Annotated in this window: 19 protein-coding genes and 1 riboswitch; of the genes, 8 read left to right on the plus strand and 11 right to left on the minus strand. The window is 43.4% G+C overall.

Translation table 11 applies throughout. The annotated features are described in order from the left end of the window. Positions 1-72: 72 nt before the first annotated feature. Positions 73-531: a MarR family winged helix-turn-helix transcriptional regulator gene (locus NOM01_RS00005; RefSeq protein WP_370645880.1), complete on the minus strand. Its 459-nt coding sequence runs from the start codon at positions 529-531 to the stop codon at positions 73-75. 159 nt (positions 532-690) lie between these two features. Then, complete coding sequence (locus tag NOM01_RS00010) at positions 691-2,103, minus strand: MFS transporter (protein WP_255745307.1); 1,413 nt, start codon at positions 2,101-2,103, stop codon at positions 691-693. Positions 2,104-2,753: 650 nt separating this feature from the next. Here NOM01_RS00010 and NOM01_RS00015 point away from each other — a divergent pair. The 5 genes from NOM01_RS00015 (at position 2,754) to leuD (ending at position 7,517) form a co-directional block, all read left to right on the plus strand. Next, complete coding sequence (locus NOM01_RS00015) at positions 2,754-2,888, plus strand: hypothetical protein (RefSeq protein ID WP_255745308.1); 135 nt, start codon at positions 2,754-2,756, stop codon at positions 2,886-2,888. A 271-nt stretch (positions 2,889-3,159) separates the two neighbouring features. After that, the gene (locus tag NOM01_RS00020; protein WP_255745310.1) at positions 3,160-4,323 is read left to right on the plus strand and encodes a 2-isopropylmalate synthase; all 1,164 of its coding nucleotides are present in this window, start codon (positions 3,160-3,162) and stop codon (positions 4,321-4,323) included. A 38-nt stretch (positions 4,324-4,361) separates the two neighbouring features. Further along, entirely contained in the window at positions 4,362-5,453 is a 1,092-nt protein-coding gene (gene leuB, locus NOM01_RS00025; protein ID WP_255745311.1) for a 3-isopropylmalate dehydrogenase, read from the plus strand. A 31-nt stretch (positions 5,454-5,484) separates the two neighbouring features. Beyond that, positions 5,485-6,894 carry a 3-isopropylmalate dehydratase large subunit gene (leuC, locus tag NOM01_RS00030; protein ID WP_255745312.1) on the plus strand — a complete coding sequence of 470 codons (1,410 nt, stop codon included), beginning with the start codon at positions 5,485-5,487 and terminating at the stop codon, positions 6,892-6,894. Positions 6,895-6,926: 32 nt separating this feature from the next. Further along, positions 6,927-7,517 (plus strand): 3-isopropylmalate dehydratase small subunit, encoded by a 591-nt coding sequence (gene leuD, locus NOM01_RS00035; protein ID WP_255745314.1) that lies wholly within the window; start codon positions 6,927-6,929, stop codon positions 7,515-7,517. A 207-nt stretch (positions 7,518-7,724) separates the two neighbouring features. Here leuD and thiE read toward each other — a convergent pair whose 3' ends face one another. The 5 genes from thiE to NOM01_RS00060 all read right to left on the minus strand — a co-directional run bounded on the left by thiE (position 7,725) and on the right by NOM01_RS00060 (position 11,162). Then, positions 7,725-8,381, minus strand: a complete 657-nt coding sequence (gene thiE, locus NOM01_RS00040) for a thiamine phosphate synthase (RefSeq protein WP_255745316.1) — start codon at positions 8,379-8,381, stop codon at positions 7,725-7,727. After that, positions 8,374-9,186, minus strand: a complete 813-nt coding sequence (gene thiD / locus NOM01_RS00045; protein WP_255745317.1) for a bifunctional hydroxymethylpyrimidine kinase/phosphomethylpyrimidine kinase — start codon at positions 9,184-9,186, stop codon at positions 8,374-8,376. The genes thiE and thiD overlap by 8 nt, the downstream gene beginning before the upstream one ends. Beyond that, entirely contained in the window at positions 9,183-9,995 is an 813-nt protein-coding gene (gene thiM / locus NOM01_RS00050) for a hydroxyethylthiazole kinase (protein WP_255745319.1), read from the minus strand. The genes thiD and thiM overlap by 4 nt, the downstream gene beginning before the upstream one ends. Continuing rightward, entirely contained in the window at positions 9,970-10,680 is a 711-nt protein-coding gene (tenA, locus tag NOM01_RS00055; protein ID WP_255745321.1) for a thiaminase II, read from the minus strand. The genes thiM and tenA overlap by 26 nt, the downstream gene beginning before the upstream one ends. A gap of 79 nt (positions 10,681-10,759) precedes the next feature. Next, positions 10,760-10,858, minus strand: a riboswitch (TPP riboswitch). Between the two features lie 76 nt (positions 10,859-10,934). Next, positions 10,935-11,162: a DUF896 domain-containing protein gene (locus tag NOM01_RS00060; RefSeq protein WP_255745323.1), complete on the minus strand. Its 228-nt coding sequence runs from the start codon at positions 11,160-11,162 to the stop codon at positions 10,935-10,937. A gap of 270 nt (positions 11,163-11,432) precedes the next feature. On the opposite strand from NOM01_RS00060, the gene NOM01_RS00065 reads away from it, so the two are divergent. Next, positions 11,433-12,761: an IS1380 family transposase gene (locus NOM01_RS00065; RefSeq protein WP_255745324.1), complete on the plus strand. Its 1,329-nt coding sequence runs from the start codon at positions 11,433-11,435 to the stop codon at positions 12,759-12,761. Between the two features lie 295 nt (positions 12,762-13,056). On the opposite strand, the gene NOM01_RS00070 is transcribed toward NOM01_RS00065, so the two are convergent. The 3 genes from NOM01_RS00070 to NOM01_RS00080 form a co-directional block, all read right to left on the minus strand. After that, the gene (locus NOM01_RS00070; protein WP_255745327.1) at positions 13,057-13,872 is read right to left on the minus strand and encodes a lipid II flippase Amj family protein; all 816 of its coding nucleotides are present in this window, start codon (positions 13,870-13,872) and stop codon (positions 13,057-13,059) included. A gap of 43 nt (positions 13,873-13,915) precedes the next feature. After that, entirely contained in the window at positions 13,916-14,422 is a 507-nt protein-coding gene (locus NOM01_RS00075) for a hypothetical protein (RefSeq protein ID WP_255745328.1), read from the minus strand. A gap of 98 nt (positions 14,423-14,520) precedes the next feature. Beyond that, on the minus strand, positions 14,521-15,432 hold the full coding sequence (locus tag NOM01_RS00080; RefSeq protein WP_255745330.1) for a proline-specific peptidase family protein: 912 nt from the start codon (positions 15,430-15,432) through the stop codon (positions 14,521-14,523). Between the two features lie 197 nt (positions 15,433-15,629). Between NOM01_RS00080 and NOM01_RS00085 the strand changes: the two genes are divergently transcribed. Both NOM01_RS00085 and NOM01_RS00090 read left to right on the plus strand, forming a co-directional pair. Next, on the plus strand, positions 15,630-16,466 hold the full coding sequence (locus tag NOM01_RS00085) for a hypothetical protein (RefSeq protein ID WP_255745331.1): 837 nt from the start codon (positions 15,630-15,632) through the stop codon (positions 16,464-16,466). 86 nt (positions 16,467-16,552) lie between these two features. After that, positions 16,553-17,254, plus strand: a complete 702-nt coding sequence (locus tag NOM01_RS00090) for a hypothetical protein (RefSeq protein ID WP_255745333.1) — start codon at positions 16,553-16,555, stop codon at positions 17,252-17,254. Positions 17,255-17,377: 123 nt separating this feature from the next. On the opposite strand, the gene NOM01_RS00095 is transcribed toward NOM01_RS00090, so the two are convergent. Continuing rightward, positions 17,378-17,680, minus strand: coding sequence for a rhodanese-like domain-containing protein (locus tag NOM01_RS00095; protein WP_255745336.1), 303 nt, complete (start codon positions 17,678-17,680; stop codon positions 17,378-17,380). Between the last annotated feature and the right edge of the window lie 13 nt (positions 17,681-17,693).

Here is a 17,693-nt window from a genome sequence, read left to right on the forward strand (position 1 = left end):
TTAATTTTTAGCAGGCAGCACCTCCTTAAATTTTGCGAAATATAATTTCGCGAAATTTTTATGTTAAAAAAATTATTCACTTGGTCTGTTTTCACTAAAATTAGCAACGTGGTTGGTCAATATTTTGATCTTCTCGTTTAGTTTTTGTATCTCTTCCATCGTCATTCCACTTGATTGTGCCAGTGCTAAAGGAATGCACACAGCCTCTTTTTGGAGTGCGGTACCCTGGTTCGTCAAATGGATGTTCACCACTCGCTCATCTTCTTGAGTACGCTCCCGTAGAATAAGTCCTTTCCCTTCCATTCGTTTGAGCAGCGGTGTTAAAGTCCCGGAATCGAGTTCCAGTTTCTCACCCAATTGTTTCACAGAACGTTCACTGTTTTCCCATAGTACGAGTAAAACAAGATATTGAGGATAAGTAATTCCTAACTTCTTTAAAAGTGGCTGGTACATGCGTGAGATTGCACGTGAGCAAGCATATATGGAAAAGCATAAATGATCTTGAAGAGAAAACACTGGTTCCAATGACATCCCGCCTTATTAATTTTTCACAATTAAATTGTACACAATATTAATAGTAACTTCAATTTTTTTGATTTTCCTTTCATTATTAAACACAAATAAGCATCCACCGCTTAAAACTTAAACGATGAATGCTCATAATCACAACGAATCATTACTGATTCCATGTTATTTAAGAATTTGCAGCTTTGTTTCTGGGCCCCACATAACTGTTAAAAATGCAACGATTGCAAGAAAAATACCGATAAGAATAAATACAGAGAGAATGCCTTGATTGATGAGCAGCCAAGCAACTGCATAAGGCGTCACGATGGTAAAAAGTCGTCCGACAGCCTGAGCAGTTCCATTCCCACGCATACGAATCTGCGTTGAAAACAGTTCAGGCACATAAATTGAAAGTCCGACAGCCATGAGAATATAGAGACATACCGTCATAAGAAATCCAACCGTCATGATTGCAATCGGTTGATGCTGGAAGGCGTAAATGTAACCTAAAACGGCCGTCATAACAAATGCGCAGACAATTATCCATTTCCGACCAATTCGATCAACCATCATACGGCCAATCAGCGCACCGATTGGAGCACCAATCATCATGAGTGCTGTATAGCCGAGCGATTTTGAAACGGTAATACCACTGTTTACGAGCAGCGTCGGCACCCATGTGACGAAAGTATACGCTGCGGTGTTGATCGCAGCCAAGATCAGACATCCGAGAATGGTACGCCTGATCATTGTTTTACCAAATAGTTCACGATATCGTCCCTGCTTTGTAACAATCTGATTAACTGAATTTGTATCTGAATGCGCAGCACATATTCCTTTTTCCGCAGCCTCCTTCTCAAATAATTCGACAATCTGTTCCGCCTTTCTAAATTTTCCTTGAGAAAAATACCATCTCGGAGACTCAGGGAGACTGCGTCTGAAATACCAGACAATAATTGAGAGAACACCGGCAATTGCAAACATCCATCGCCACCCAATTGATGGAATAATCATGAACCCGAGAAAGGTAGCGATCGGGGCGGAACAATTAGCAAATACAGATAATCCGCCAACCCATTTTCCACGTGAACCGGCAGGCACAAATTCTGCTAGTAAAGCGAATCCCGTGACGATTTCAGCACCGAGACCTATGCCGCTGATTCCTCGAAGCACGATGAGTGTGGTCATATTCGGTGCAAAAAAGCTTGCGAGCGAAGCCAATCCAAAGATTAATAGATTGATTTGATAGGCAAACTGGCGTCCTTTCCAGTCTCCGATAAAACCTGTAATTATTGATCCAATAAACAAGCCGATAAATGTTGTCGAAATAAAAGTCGCGTTCAGTGCAAGCGACGACCACCCGGTTTGCACGAGCTGCCCAAGAACACCTCCTGCCAGGTAAACGTCAAAACCATCAAGCACCATTCCTAAGGTGATTAATGTGAAAATGCGATACATCGTTTTGGTCACGGGAAGATTATTAATGCGCGCTTCTAGTTCCTGTCTCTGCTGCTCTGAATAATGATCCTGTTCCATTTCATTAGTCTTTTGTTTGCTTCGTACCTTTTGACTGATTACTGCACCTTCCGAATTCATAACCAAACATCCTCTCTTTTTTGATCATCCTGTTAAGCGATCATTCTCTCTCTGATTTTCTCTGAATTGTTCAATAAAACTAAATGAGTCTTCCTATTTGCGGTTTTTCTGCCGCATATCTCCCCTCTCTGCACATAAAAGACAAAAAAAGTGTAAAAAAATAACCCATTCATGAATGAATGGGTAGTAAATACTAATCTTTTGTCCCACACAGAACATGAACAGGACACGAATCCTCCCGCTGCGTTCCGTACGGTTGCTGTGTCCTACTAATGAATGAAGTTAGGCTGCGGCAAATCAACTAGCCCTTGCAACAATTCAGTTAGCAGGTTTTGCAATCGACGGAACATGCTCATTGGTAGGCTTCCTTTCACAACGTTTTTTCGAGTAGTGTCAGTCTACTCCTTGCAATTTACATTTGTCAACAGCATTCTGAAAAACAAGTGGTTAATATTTTTTAACACAAGAACAATTAATCTTTTATTTAATTTTACATTTGAATTGAAATGCATTCATGTCAACAGTTACAACCAACGTTCATGATTAAGCACGCTCTATTTTTCTAAAGAGACTGTTGACAAAAAAATATATCTCTGTATTATTGGGAGCACAAACATTTTTTACGACAACTTAAACGAATGAGTAAAGCAATGAAAAGGAAAAAGCGATCAGATGAGAAGCTTGCAGAGAGCCGGAGTATGGTGGAATCCGGCAGCCTCGCTGATTGCGTACTCGCCTTTGAGCGCCGATTTGAAATGCATCTTAGTAGAATCGGCCAAGTGTGACCGCACTTGTTATCAAAACAGACATTCCGAATCATCGGATTGCCGTTGAGTCGATATTCATGAGAATATCGAAAAGCCGGGTGGTACCGTGAAATGAGTCCATACAAGTCCTTTCACCCCTGCATCTGATCGTTTTTTGCGATTAGTGCGTGGAGTGAAGGGACTTTTTTATTTATTTCGATGCGCCGAGAATTCAGCATTTTCGGATTCTCTGACTATAAAAAAATGCGCAAAACCAAAACAGAAACAATTCAAGGAAAGGAGAACGAAAATGGAAAAGGTTGAAATTTACGACACAACACTCCGTGACGGAGAGCAATCCCCAGGCTGCAGCCTGAATGAACATGAAAAAGTGCAGGTGGCTCAGCAATTGGAACGCCTGAATGTGGATGTCATTGAAGCCGGGTTTCCCGCAGCATCGCCTGATGACTTCAAAGCAGTTCATAACATCTCGAATATCGTTAAAAACAGTACTGTTACCGGTCTTGCCCGATCAAAAAAGGCTGATATTGATGCGGCATGGGAAGCCCTGAAACAGACCGCAAATCCACGCATTCACGTGTTTATAGCAACATCACCGGTACACATGACCTATAAACTGCGCATGAAGCCTGAAGAAGTTATGGAAACGGCAGCCGCATCGGTCAGATATGCACGCCAATACTTTCCACAGGTTGAGTTTTCTTGTGAGGATGCCACCCGCAGTGATTATGCCTTTATGTCACGAGTCGTCCAAGCGGCAATTGAGGCAGGTGCTTCAATTATTAATCTACCGGATACGGTGGGCTACTGCTCTCCTCAGGAATACGCAACAATGTTTCAATATGTTAAAAAGCATGTGCCGAACATCGATGAAGTTCGTCTTTCCTGCCATTGCCATAATGACTTAGGTATGGCCACAGCAAATACGCTTGCCTCTGTTAACGCAGGCGTGCGACAAATTGAATGCACCGTCAATGGTGTCGGTGAACGCGCCGGTAATGTTGCACTTGAAGAAATCGGTGTCGCGCTTCATGTTCGCCAAGACTTTTACAAAGTGAAGACCCAACTGAAACTTGATGAAATTGCAAAAACGAGCAGAATGGTCAGTCAATTAATGAATAGCCCTGTATCAGCCACCAAAGCAGTTGTCGGTGCCAATGCCTTTGCTCATGAAGCTGGGATCCATCAAGACGGCGTATTAAAGAATCCCAAAACCTACGAAATCATTTCACCGTCCCTGATCGGCCTTGATTCCGGAACGCTCGTGCTCGGCAAACATTCCGGACGCCACGCTTTCAGAAACAAGGCGATCGAAATGGGTGTTCATTTAACAGATCAGCAGATTGATCAATCTTTTCGAGAGTTTAAAAACCTCGCAGATCAAAAAAAACAACTCACAGATCATGACTTTCGATCACTTTTTTCCAAATATGAGAAAACGATGGCGCGTTAATACAGCCAACAATTTCAAGATAGAGAGAGTTGATTCAAATGACAAAAACTATTACTGTTCTGCCCGGTGACGGCATTGGTCCGGAAGTTACTGGATCTGCAGTACGCGTCCTTCGTTCCGTCTTGGACAAGAGCAGGAATAAGATCCGATTCGTGGAAAAGAAAATAGGCGGAGCTGCCATTGATGCTTATGGAACACCGCTTCCTCAAGACACTATTGATCAATGCAAGCAGTGTGATGCGATCCTGTTGGGGGCCGTCGGAGGACCAAAATGGAATCAGCAGTCTATGAAGTTGAGACCGGAGCAAGGCCTGCTTGGCATCCGGAAAACAATGGGCTTATTTGCCAATCTTCGTCCGGTAAAGGCCTTTCAGGCATTGATTCATTCCTCACCGATCAAACGTTCATTCGTTGAAAATGTCGATTTAGTCATCGTACGCGAATTAACCGGCGGTCTCTATTTCGGTCGTCCAAGCGAACGTCGAGGGACAAATAAAGAACAAGTTGTTGATACACTCGCCTACAGCCAATTCGAGATTGAGAGGGTTGTCGAAAAGGCTTTTCAATTGGCGATGAAAAGACGTAAAAAGCTAACTTCGATTGATAAAGCAAATGTATTGGAATCCAGCCGAATGTGGCGTGAAGTCGTAAATGAAACGGCAAAATGCTACCCGGAAGTAGAAGTCTATCATCAGCTCGTTGATTCAATGGCGATGCAGCTGATCACCAATCCGGCCCAATTTGATGTACTCGTCACCGAGAATATGTTCGGCGATATATTAAGCGACGAAGCATCCGTGATTACCGGCTCCTTAGGCATGATGCCTTCTGCCAGTCTCAGATCCGATAAAGTCGGTTTGTACGAACCGGCTCATGGATCAGCACCGGATATTGCCGGACAAGGAAAAGCGAATCCACTGGCAACCATTTTGTCGGCAGCCTTACTCCTTCGCTATTCGTTAGACATGGAGCAAGAAGCAGCGCGAATTGAGGAGGCTGTTCGTGATGTTCTGAACCAGGGCTACCGTACGTGTGATCTGCAGACAGGGCAACAGGATGAGAAAGTGTTAAATACAGAGGAAATGACTGATCGAGTGATTAACGAGATAAATAAGGCAACGATTGCTTAATAAACCAACATTTTACGAGGAGGAACAACATATGCAGCCCCGCAATATTATTGAAAAAATATGGGATCAGCATCTGATTCATAAAGAAGCCGGAAAACCGGATTTACTTTATATCGATCTTCATCTTGTTCACGAGGTCACGTCTCCGCAAGCGTTTGAAGGTCTTCGTATGAATCATCGAACCGTTAGACGCCCGGATCGAACATTTGCAACCGTCGATCATAATGTCCCGACATCAGAAAACAGAGAAACAAAAGATTCAGTTTCAAAGATTCAAATTGAAACGCTGCAAAAAAACTGCAAGGAATTTGGGGTTGAACTGGCTGATATATACAGTCCTTATCAAGGCATTGTTCATGTCATCGGTCCGCAACTCGGTCTGACGCAGCCTGGGAAAACCATTGTCTGCGGAGACAGCCATACCTCAACTCATGGCGCATTCGGTGCCATCGCCTTTGGGATCGGCACGAGTGAAGTGGAGCATGTTCTTGCGACTCAGACCTTATGGCAGAAACGTCCGAAAACGATGCAGATCAAGGTCAATGGTAAATTGGGAATCGGTGTAGGTGCCAAAGATTTGATTCTCGCGATTATTGCTAAATACGGTATTTCAGTGGGAACCGGACATATCGTCGAATATACGGGAGAAGCAATTCGGGATCTGTCAATGGAGGAACGTATGACCGTTTGCAATATGTCTATTGAAGCAGGCGCAAAAGCTGGTTTAATCAGTCCCGACCAGACCACGATTGACTATTTACGTGGCAGACGTTTCTCACCAAAAGGAGCCAAGTTTGATAAAGCTGCTCAGAAATGGCTGGCGCTCGCAAGCGATGACGATGCAGCCTACGATCGTACCATTGAAATCAATGCTGCTGAAATCGAGCCTCAAGTCACATGGGGAACCAACCCCTCAATGGGCGCTTCAGTTAATGATACGGTTCCGGATCCGGAAAGCTTTGACACGGAAGACAAAAGGCAGGCGGCAAAAAAAGCGCTCGCTTATATGGATCTCAAGCCGGGAACACCAATACACGCTATTCCAATTGATGTTGTATTTATCGGCTCCTGTACCAATAGCCGGATCAGCGATCTGCGCCAGGCTGCAGAAGTCGCGCGAGGAAAGCATGTCCATGAAGGTGTACGTGCATTGATTGTACCGGGTTCCTATGCAATTAAAAAACAGGCTGAATCTGAAGGTTTAGATCAAATTTTTAAATCCGCCGGTTTTGAATGGCGTCAAGCCGGATGCAGCATGTGCCTGGCAATGAACGATGACATTGTACCGGCAGGAAAGCGCTGTGCATCGACATCGAATCGTAATTTTGAAGGACGTCAGGGTACCGGATCACGCACACATCTTGTAAGTCCGGCTATGGCAGCAGCAGCAGCAATCAGTGGCCATTTTGCTGATATCCGTTCGTTTGCTGTTGCCCAATAAAATAATGAAAAATAGATTTGGAGGAACTAAAAATGGAACCCTTTCAAACGTTTGAAGGACTCGTCTGTCCACTTGATCGTACGAATGTAGATACAGATCAAATTATTCCGAAACAATTTCTGAAACGTGTCGAACGAAAAGGCTTCGGCTCCTGTCTTTTCTATAATTGGCGCTTCGATGAAAATGGAAACAAAAAAACAGATTTTGTTCTCAATCAGCCAAAGTATACTCAATCATCCATTCTTGTTGCTCGTGACAATTTCGGTTGCGGTTCGTCGCGGGAACATGCGCCATGGGCACTTCAAGATTATGGATTCCGAGTGATCATCGCGCCAAGCTTCGCTGACATTTTTTATAATAACTGTCAAAAGAACGGTATTCTTGCCATTCGGCTTGGCGCTGATCTTGTGAACAAACTTATTCAACATGCGACTCAAGAAACATTCAGGCTCACAGTGGACTTGAAGCAACAGAAACTATCAGCACCGGGCTTCGATGAATCCTTTACTGTTGATCCTTATCAAAAAGAACTGTTGCTGAAGGGCTTGGACGAGATCGCAATCACCATGACCTATGAAAATGAGATCACTGCTTACGAAAAAGAACAAGAAGTCGCTCAATAATGAGATAATAATCTTCCACCTCCTAATTAGGAGGTTTTTTTAATTTAAGTCTGCCACTCAACACGGGCTCTCTACATGCATCAACTCATGCTCATTCTTGAATTCGTGGATAGAGTCCTTGGTTTCTCCTAGCGTCACACAGTAATAATAAAAGCAGAACATTCTTCTAAAACGAATGCTCTGCTCAAATTGACGCTTCAATTAGAATCAAAACACATTCAATTCCGATAAAAAGCGGTCCACTGCTTTAGCAGGATCGGCACTTTTTGAGATGGCTGATATCACGGCGACTCCTGCTGCACCTGCTGAAAGAATGGTGGGCACATCATCTGGTGTTACACCCCCGATTGCAACCATAGGCAACGGGTAGCCTCCTTTTGTGAGCTCTTTGAACAGTTCACTGCCTACAGGCGACTCCGCGTCGGCTTTTGATTGTGTCGGCTTATAAGGACCGATACCAATATAATCAGCACCGTCGGCGCGTGCACGCTCAGCCTCCTCAAAAGAATGGGCAGAAACACCCAGCCACATATCTGCTCCAATTCTGTCCCGGACTGATTGTGCACCCTCGTCCTTTTGCCCAACATGCACGCCATCGGCTTCAAGCTCCAAGGCCAGTTCCACGTCGTCATCAATAAAAAAAGGAACATGATAATGATCACAGAGCTGACGCGCATCATGAGCAAACGCTATCCGTTTCATTCCTTTCAATGAATGAGGTCCTTTTTCTCGCCATTGATAGCAGCTGATTCCGGATTTCAGTGCTATTTCCAGCGTCGTCAATGGATCATAAAGACCCACATCCTGCGATCCCATGACAAAATATAGCTTTAGTGCTTGATTTAAATGTGAATCATCACTCATTTTTGCCACCGTCCTCCCGTAATGACCAATGCGCAACCGGCCCATGACCATGGCCGATTTCGGGTGCTTGAGCAATTGCACGTGTCAGAAGCTGTTTTGCAGTGCGGATGCTTGCCTCTAAACTATTGCCTTTAGCCAATTCTGCCGTAATTAAAGAGGATAGCGTGCAACCGGTGCCATGGGTATGCGGTGTATGAATGCGCTTTGCTTCAAGCCAAATCGTCTGATCCTTTGTTACAAGACAATCACGTGCCGTATCCGGATTTGCCTCGTCATGGCCGCCTTTCAGCAGCACCGCTTTTGCTCCGCGTTTGATGATTTGTTTTGCTGCATGTTCACGGTCTAAATTCGAATGAATCGTCAGCTCGGACAAGACTTCAGCTTCCGGAGTATTCGGTGTAATTAAATCTGCAAGCGGCAGCAATTTTTGGCTGAGTGTTTCAATGGCTTCAGGAGCGACAAGATAGGCTCCGCCCTTTGCGACCATGACTGGATCAACAACAAGAGGATGCCAGCCATAACGGCAAATCCCCTCTGCAACAATCTCAATCCGTTCTGCATCGACAAGCATGCCTGTTTTAACAGCAGATATGCTAAAATCATCGGCTAATGATTCCATTTGCTGAGCAATTGCTTCAACAGGCAAGGGGTAGACCCCCTGAACACCCTTAGTATTTTGCGCCGTGACCGCCACCACCACCGACATGCCAAACACGTTCCGTTCTTCAAATGTTTTTAAGTCAGCCTGAATGCCTGCTCCTCCACCACTGTCTGTTCCGGCAATTGTTACTACCTGCGGTCTCATGAATGCATCACTTCTTCAAAAGCGGCATAGTGAAGAATTTTATCTTCGTTTAACAAATACAGTTCATCCATTAATTGCTGACGGAACGAGCCGGGGCCGACACATTTTTCACCGGCGAGTTGACCCGCAATTGCGTAGTTAATTGAGGCGGCAACCGATGCCTCTAGATAATCTGACGAAACGGCAGCATAGGCAGCTTGAATAACACCATTTAAACAGCCTGAACCGGTCATATAGGGAAACAGCGGATGACCGTTTTGTATACAATACGTCTGTTGCCCATCTGTGATTGTATCTACAGCTCCAGATACCGCTACAACGGTGGACCATTTGCTTGCAACGCGTTCTGCTATCGCCAATAGATCACCATCCCCTTCACCGGCATCGACCCCTTTTGCTCCCCACTTTTCACCGGCAAGTGCGGCGATTTCTCCAGCATTACCGCGGATAATTGCAATGTCCAGCTCAGTTAGCAGCTTTTGTACCGTTTGAAGTCTAAAATCAGTTGCACCGGCTCCAACCGGATCAAGAACGACAGGAACACCCGCCTGATTTGCGGCATGTCCGGAAAGAAGCATACTCTTAATGGAGTACGGAGTGAGGTTCCCTATATTCAGTTCGAGAGCTCCGCTGATTGATGCAATCGATTCTACTTCTTCATGGGCTTCGGCCATGATCGGCGATGCACCAACGGCAAGGGCACCGTTTGCTGAATCATTAATAGCCACACGGTTGGTAATAACATGTAATAAAGGTTTTTGTTCTCTTACTTTCTGCATCAAATCAATGAATCGCTGAATTGAGATCATTGGCACGTTCCTCCCCTTCTTGTTTCAACCAATCATTTAACGATGCACCCATTTCCCAGAATTTAAGTTCATAGTAGCTGCTTTGCATGAAAATATGAATCATATCATGACGTTCGGACTCCGTTGCATTCTTACTTACCTCATCCCATAGTTCCCGCTCAATGCCTACATTTTTTTCTATGTCCTCACTGCTATATTCAGCAATCCATTCTTGAAAAATCTTTGCCTGTGGTCGTGCATCTTTTAATTGCAGTCCGATTTCATAGTAGAGCCAAGGGCAAGGCATCAATGCGGCAAGCGTATACCCTAACTTTCCTTTGCTTACCACATGATAGAGATGGCTGATATAGGCGTAAGCATCTGGAGCAGGCTGAAACGCCCTCCATTCCTGGTCACTGATTCCAAGTTTCTGAAATACACTTTGATGAAGCTGCAGTTCTCCTTCAGCCAAACCCAGTCCGATTTTAAGCAGCTTTGCAACACTTTGTGCATCATCCGTCTGTGCTGCTGCCCTACCGTGAAGCTTGGCAAACTCGCGCACATAGTACGCATCTTGTTTGATGTAAAAGCGAAATTGATCAGAAGCTAACGTTCCATTCTTAATCCCCTGCACAAACGGATGATTGAAACTCCTATTCCATAAATCATCGCTAAACTTTCTTGCAGCATTTGAGATACCCTCCATACCATCACACTCCTTAATAAAGACAAAATTAAAACCGCTTTCGTAATGAAAGCGGTTGATCACCCTGAGTGAAAAGCTGGATTTCGATCAGCCACTTCCCTACGCCGGCATCACCCGGATCAGGTTCAAAGGGTCTTGACGAAGTCAATCTCAGCTTAACGCTCCCCTAGTGGATCACTTATTTAATTGATTTTATCATAGCATAAGCGCTTACATCATTCAAAGAATAACGTCCGAAAATTAAACACGGGTGCTTACTCTTGATCAAATGATTCACGCAACGCTCTCGCTTTTTTCGGTGTGATGTCCTTTCCTTTTGGATCAACCACCTTAATTTGAGAAAGTTGCTTTTTAAACCGTTGACGAAAATTTTTCAAATACTGTTGCCGAAGCTCCGTCTGTCGTTTTTTTTCTTGTATGGTTAACGGCCTCTCTCTTGAGAGACGCGCCAGTTGATTAATTTCGTCGATCAATGCACTCATTTTTCCGTGAGCCACTCCTTTTTAAATCTCTTGTAGCATTATCGCATACCTGTCGACACGATTTCAAACCATTTATTATTAAATCTTAGACACTACTTTTTCCTGGATTATTCACAGTACTACACCTGAGAGGCGATAAACGCTGAGAGAACAAGGGTAACTTGCAACTTTACTGTTCACCCATTAGGTGAAAAAAGTTAATGAAAAAGGAACCATTCCTTTGTATGATAATAGGTGACCAAACCAACACCATACAAGGAGGTTCCTCATATGCTCAGTGTAGAGGAAAAGTCGTGTCAATTCAATAAGAAGATCAAGATCAATTTTACCGGTGGTGCACTTTCCTCAGATTCCGGCTTGCTTCTCTACCGTGAATTTGATGAAAAAATAGGCCTCAGTCAGCTTATTCATGAGCAACTGAACATTAACGATTCCGTTTCACATACACGTCATACCAATGCTGATGCGATTATTCAAAAAATCTACCAACATTTAGCCGGCTATCACACGGATGATCAAGCCGATGAACTCGGTACCGAGCCTATTTTTACGACACTTCTTGGGAAAGATCGTCTCGCTTCTCAACCGACTCTTTCCCGAGTTAATCAAAAAGTAGATGCGCAAACGGTTGCGTCCCTGAAAAGCATCAATCAAGCTTATCTGGATCGGCTTTTTTCCTTACGGAACTGCCAGCAGATGGTGCTTGACGTCGATTCAGCCAATTTCGAAACAGCCGGGAAACAAGAAGGATCTGCCTACAATGCCCATTACCAGGACAACGGATTCCACCCTCTATTCCTGTTTGACTCATTGACGGGTGCTTGCCTAAAAGCTGACCTGCGCTCCGGTAATGTCTATACGTCTCGCGGCGTGGTAGACTTTATCCGACCTGTGCTGGAGCATTATCGTTCGCTTGTCCCCGGACAGGATCTGGTACTCCGTGGCGACAGCGGATTCACCGTTCCTGGATTGTATACCTTGTGTGAGGAAAAAGCTGTTTTTTATGCGATTCGTCTGAAAGCCAATCACAGACTGAATGAAAAGGCGCAGAACTTGGCAGAAAAACTTCAAGAAAAGAAGCATTGTCCAGTCGGTACCTCCGCCATATTTTACACTGAGTTTTCGTATCAGGCCGCTTCCTGGGACACCTCCCGTCGGGTGGTGGTAAAACTGGAGCGCCCCGAAGGGGAACTGTTTTTTCAGCCAACATTTATTGTCACGAACATGAGCCTTTCGGCTAAACGTGTGGTCAAGTTCTATCAGAACCGGGGCACAATGGAGAACTTGATCAAGGAAGGTAAGCAAGGCTTTGCCTTTGACCAGTTGAGCAGCACTCGTTTTGAAGCGAACGCAACCAAACTGCAGATCCGGGTGCTCGCTAATAATTTTCAAGTCGGCTTCCATTTACTTTGCCTACCCAAGTCAATGAGGAAGAAAGTGCTGCGCATGGACACGGTCCGCCTTCGACTCGTCAAGATTGCCGGGAGGTTGATTCACTCCGGTCGCTACTTGATCTTTCGACTCTGCAGTCACTGTCTCTATCAAAAAGAGTTTTGGCAGATACTCGAACAGATCCGACAATTACCCGCACGGGTGTAATATCGTAAGAAAATCGAATTTAAGTCCATGTTTTACAGAAACACGGGATCAGTCTGTCTACGAAACAGGCAAATGGCTGTCTAACCGTTCTTGAGTAGGTATATTTTCCCTTAGATCATCAGAACGTCCGACTATTGACTCAAATTAAAAAGCGATAAAGGACAAATCACTCGATTCTTCAAATAATCGCCCCTTAAAAAGCGGTGAAATTATGCTTTATGAATAATTCAGGTTTTTAATGATTTTGATCATCTGCACTTTTCTATCTATTTTTACCTGTTTGTTTCGAATTCAGTTACATTAACCTCGCAAACCAGGCGACATAGTATGCGGCCGGAATAAAGATTGCCTGAGCTGCCAAGGTTCCAATCAATTTTGAACTGATCATCGTCAATGAATAGCTTTTTAAATAGATGTATCTGCTCTCTTTCTTAGCAACGCGATCAGCCAGTACAGAAGCTTTAGGATCAATAAACAAGGTGAGCAAAATGGTTGCAATGCCGTTAATTATTCCTGAAGACAGAACTGCTGCCTGCCCGTAATCTTTAGGAACGAGTAATGACGCATATAAAGAGGCAAGAATACCTACCGAATAGACAGCTGTGATCACAACATTAATGACAAAAAGTCGTTTCGGGATTGTTTGATAAGTGATCCCTTTTAAATCTTTAAAATGAGGCAGACGTACATAACTAATGAGTCTCTTCATGCCTTTGACATTGCTCCACTTCGCAAACAATGAGACGATCGATCCTCTTTCATTTGCCAACTGAATAATTGCTCGGGAAAAGACACCGATAAATGTCGGAAACAGAACAATCCCTAATATGACACCAATAGAGACAACAATGAGGAGAATACGATATTGTTCCTCGATAAACATCAGCTTTGTTGCAGCCGGCGCATCAGCAATTAGCTTTGCCGTGAGCGGTTGTTGAAACATAGTTGAAAACCGGGAAATCAGAACGATCGTGCTGAAGAGTGAAATGGCAGTCGCCATCAGTTTAACTCGTACGCCAGAAATTCGTATCGAGTAAGCAAGCGTTTCGATCATTGTAACCACAAGTAAAAGCAGTGCGATAATCATCAGTCTGCCGGTGATAAGAGACATACAGGTCGCTCCTTAAGAAACACAAAATTATGCATTAATCATGTCACTGGTTCAACCATTTGACAACTTGTTTATTGATTTTTTTTTGTAATGCTTGGGCGGCCGCCTGTCGGTTGTTGACATTCAGCACTTGATCCGCGTACTCTTTTGGAAACATTTCCTTAATTGAGTCTGTATATTTGCTGCCGTCTTCAGCCTCTTTATAACCAACAGCTTTATAACCGCCCTCTACTTTTTTTAATTTGAGTCGTACAGGAACTGAGCCGCCGCTTACACTTTCAGTCTTTGTATCTCGATTGAATCCCTCATAAAGATAGTAGAGGTAAACGTCGATGATTCCGCTATCTTTTTTTCTCGCTCCGTATAGTTTATGTGCTTCAAATTGCTGCTCGGTTTTTTCAAAAAGCGTTTTGTTATGAGCTAGGATGTAATCTGATATAACTTGATCCATCGGTTTTGTTACCTTCACAGGTTTGCCTTGATCGGAACAGCCGGTAATTAATAAACTGCTGACGAGAAAAAAAATGAACCAATTGATTTTCTTTTTCACGTTTTCTCCTCCTTTTGGAAAATAATAACATAAAAACATTGCATATGTTGCAAAAAAATTGATCCGCCCTTTTACTGGCGGATCAAAATGTTTATCTCTCAATCATGAAAATGATCGTTCTCAACATCTTTAATAAAGGTGGCGAGATGATCGAAATAAACCGGGGCGTTATCAATCATATGATGGTGTCCGCCTTCTGGTGTAGTCGCAAGTCGTGCATGCGGAATCGTTTTCGCCATGCGCCTTGCAGCTGCCAGCGGCATTGTTTCATGTTCGCCAAACGTAATTAGCGTTGGCACGGTAATGTTCTTCAATTGATCACGTACATCCCATTCCTTTAGCTTCCCGGTAACAACAAATTCATTGTCTCCTTGGAACGCGTTATAGACAGGAACCGCCATCGTTGGGGACAGATGCGAAATGGCCTTCGGCTGCTTGCGATCAACGTAGCCGTCGTTTAAAATATCCACATAGCTTTGATAACGATCATTATCGTAGTCATTAGTTGCTTCACACTGTTTCATAAAAGCAACTGCGTCTGCAGGCAGCGTGTCCTCGCGGATTTTGTTGATATTGGCAACATATTCATCGATATTATCCGTCATGGAGGAAATGATGGCTCCTTTTAAGTGCTTACCGTATTTCAACGCGTACATTTGGACAAGCGCGCCACCCCAGCTCTGACCAATCAAATAGAAATGATCCAATCCCAATTTTTGCCGTACCTCTTCGACTTCATCAAGAAAATAGTCATAGGTTAAATACTTCTCAGCAATCTTAGGATTCGAGTAATCCGGTTGATCCGAATACAAGGAGCCAAGCTGATCGTACATATGAACCTGAATGCTCAACCCTTGCTCTGCAAGCTTCTCTGCAAAATTTTCATAGTACTCATGATTGCCGCCTGGTCCTCCATGCAAACAGAGTAAATGAATATCGCCGCTTCCTTGGGTATTGGTCCATAAATGGTAACCATTGTCGAGCGTTATAATTGTTGTTCCTTTTTTCATCAAATCACCTGATTTTTCCATTAATGATTTTATAATAGCATAATAGCACGAATAGACTTGATAAGCTAAAATTCCTTATTTTTCATTTCGACACGTTCTCTGGCAAACAATAATCAATTTTATTATTTTCAAGATTTGAATCCATTGTTTTTAACTTATCCATTTAGGGAATTAATTAAAGGAAAGAAGGGATAAACATGAAAAAGCTGACGTTTATTGCTGCATTCCTGCTCACAGTTTCATTGATAGCCGGTTGTACGCAAGACACTGGAGACGGAAGTGCATCAGTTCATCAATCTTCATCAAGTCAGGCAGACAGTTCTTCGTCAAAAGCAAGCAGCAGCTCTAGTGTGCAAGATAACGCGAACAGCAGCACCGCGACGAAAAATAAACCAGAAAAAAAGCAAGTATCCGAGAAAACAGGCACACTGCAAAAGACGATAATGGACGTTAAATCTCTATTAAAAGGTCAGGCCCAACCGCTCCTTCCGCAAAAATTGCCAATTGAAAATGGAAGCTATATTTCAGCTGTCGTGAAAAATCAAGCAAGTGGGTATACGGTCACATTTAAACAAACCAGCACCCCTTTAAAGGTCAATGATAAGAGACTGTCAACTGCAAAAACAATCGCAGTGATTACTAGACACACCTATTCAAATGAGGCTCAAGCTGCCAAACAGATGACGTATCATAAATATGGAAGTTCTGATGGTGAAGCTGTTCCTCTCGGACATCAGATTACAGGGTATGCCGATGCTGGGGCAGGCACTGCAGGAATCTCTTGGAATGAAGGACGATGGACACTTGCATCTTTATCGCCGACTTCTGAATCCGCAAAAGGAGAACAATTAGCGCGGTCTATCGTTGACTATTTAGAAGTTCATTCTCTGCCTGTTCCTCATCAATACGGCAGAGTTCAGACATATACAGATAATCGCCAGAGTATGATCCGATGGCAAGATCGAAGCTCAATTTATGAACTAACCGGCAACGATCCATTGGCGCTTCTAGCAATTGCCGTATCAATGAAATAATCATGAATTTCTAAAAGATGACCTACTGCTTCCTTGCAGCTATAATTGGTTTATCTTGCCTAATATGATCTTGGAGGCTGCCACTCATGGCTGTTGACGATTTATATGAAGAAAAGTTGAGAAACCTAAGATGTGATTTTGAACAGAACAAACCGCAATCTATTCTGGATCGAATCCGCATGCTGCCCAGCAGCAGAACCCTTATTGAAAACAACGGGTTCGCATTGCTGATGGCTGTCATCGCCGATCAATCGGTAAAGTCAGAAATCGCTTGGAATCTTCCTAATAATTTAAGTAAGCGAATTGGTGCTGATCACTTCAATCCGCAATGGATGATTGAAAATAACTCAGCCGTCCAAAGCGCTATTGCTCAAAAACCGGCTTTGCATCGCTTTCCGAAGAAAATTTCTGATTATATCTTATCTTTATCGTTTGTCATTAATGACCACTATCATTCAGCAGACCAGCTGCTGCATCATTCATCAGATTATCGCACATTTGTTGCGGCGATTAAAGAGGTATCCGGAATTAGTGATAAAAAGGCAAATTTCTTATTTTTGATTCTTTCTCTCGATTTTGATTATCCGTTTATTAACAAGGAGCAGAGTGAAGCTTTGTTCGACTCGCATTTGGAAAAATGGCTCACCGCTTATTTTAATCGAAAAATCAGCAAAACGGAGGCAAACCGAATCTGCAGAGAGGTTTCTCCGGATAATCCCGCATTGCTCTGCCCCTATCTATGGAAGTTACATCGAAACGAACAAAGACGGCTCACAAATTCAAAGTGAATTTGAGCCGTCTTTATATTATGGCTTGTACTCATTTATAAAATGAAAAGTTACAACTAGTGATTTAACCGGATAACGATTTTTTTAGCTAGTCAATCGGTTGGCTGAATTTTTCTGGATCAATTAATAGGTAACTTGGCCATCCCAAGCGACCATTCCGCCGATCATATTTTTCACGTTATAGCCGTTTGCGGATAGCAGCTCAGCAGCAAACGCACTTCTCACACCTGCATGACAAACGAGAACATGTTCTTTCGTTTTATCAATTTGATTCATCCGCGACTGAATAATGTTAACCGATATATTAACTGCGCCGGGAATGTGCCCCTCATTAAATTCATCAGGTTCGCGTACATCAATGATGCTGGCGATTTTACCTTGTAAGCGCAATTGTTCCACTTTCTCAGCAGTGATTTCATTATACATTATATAGTCCTCC

Source organism: Sporolactobacillus sp. STSJ-5 (assembly GCF_024385605.1).
Taxonomy (GTDB): Bacteria; Bacillota; Bacilli; order Bacillales; family Sporolactobacillaceae; genus Sporolactobacillus.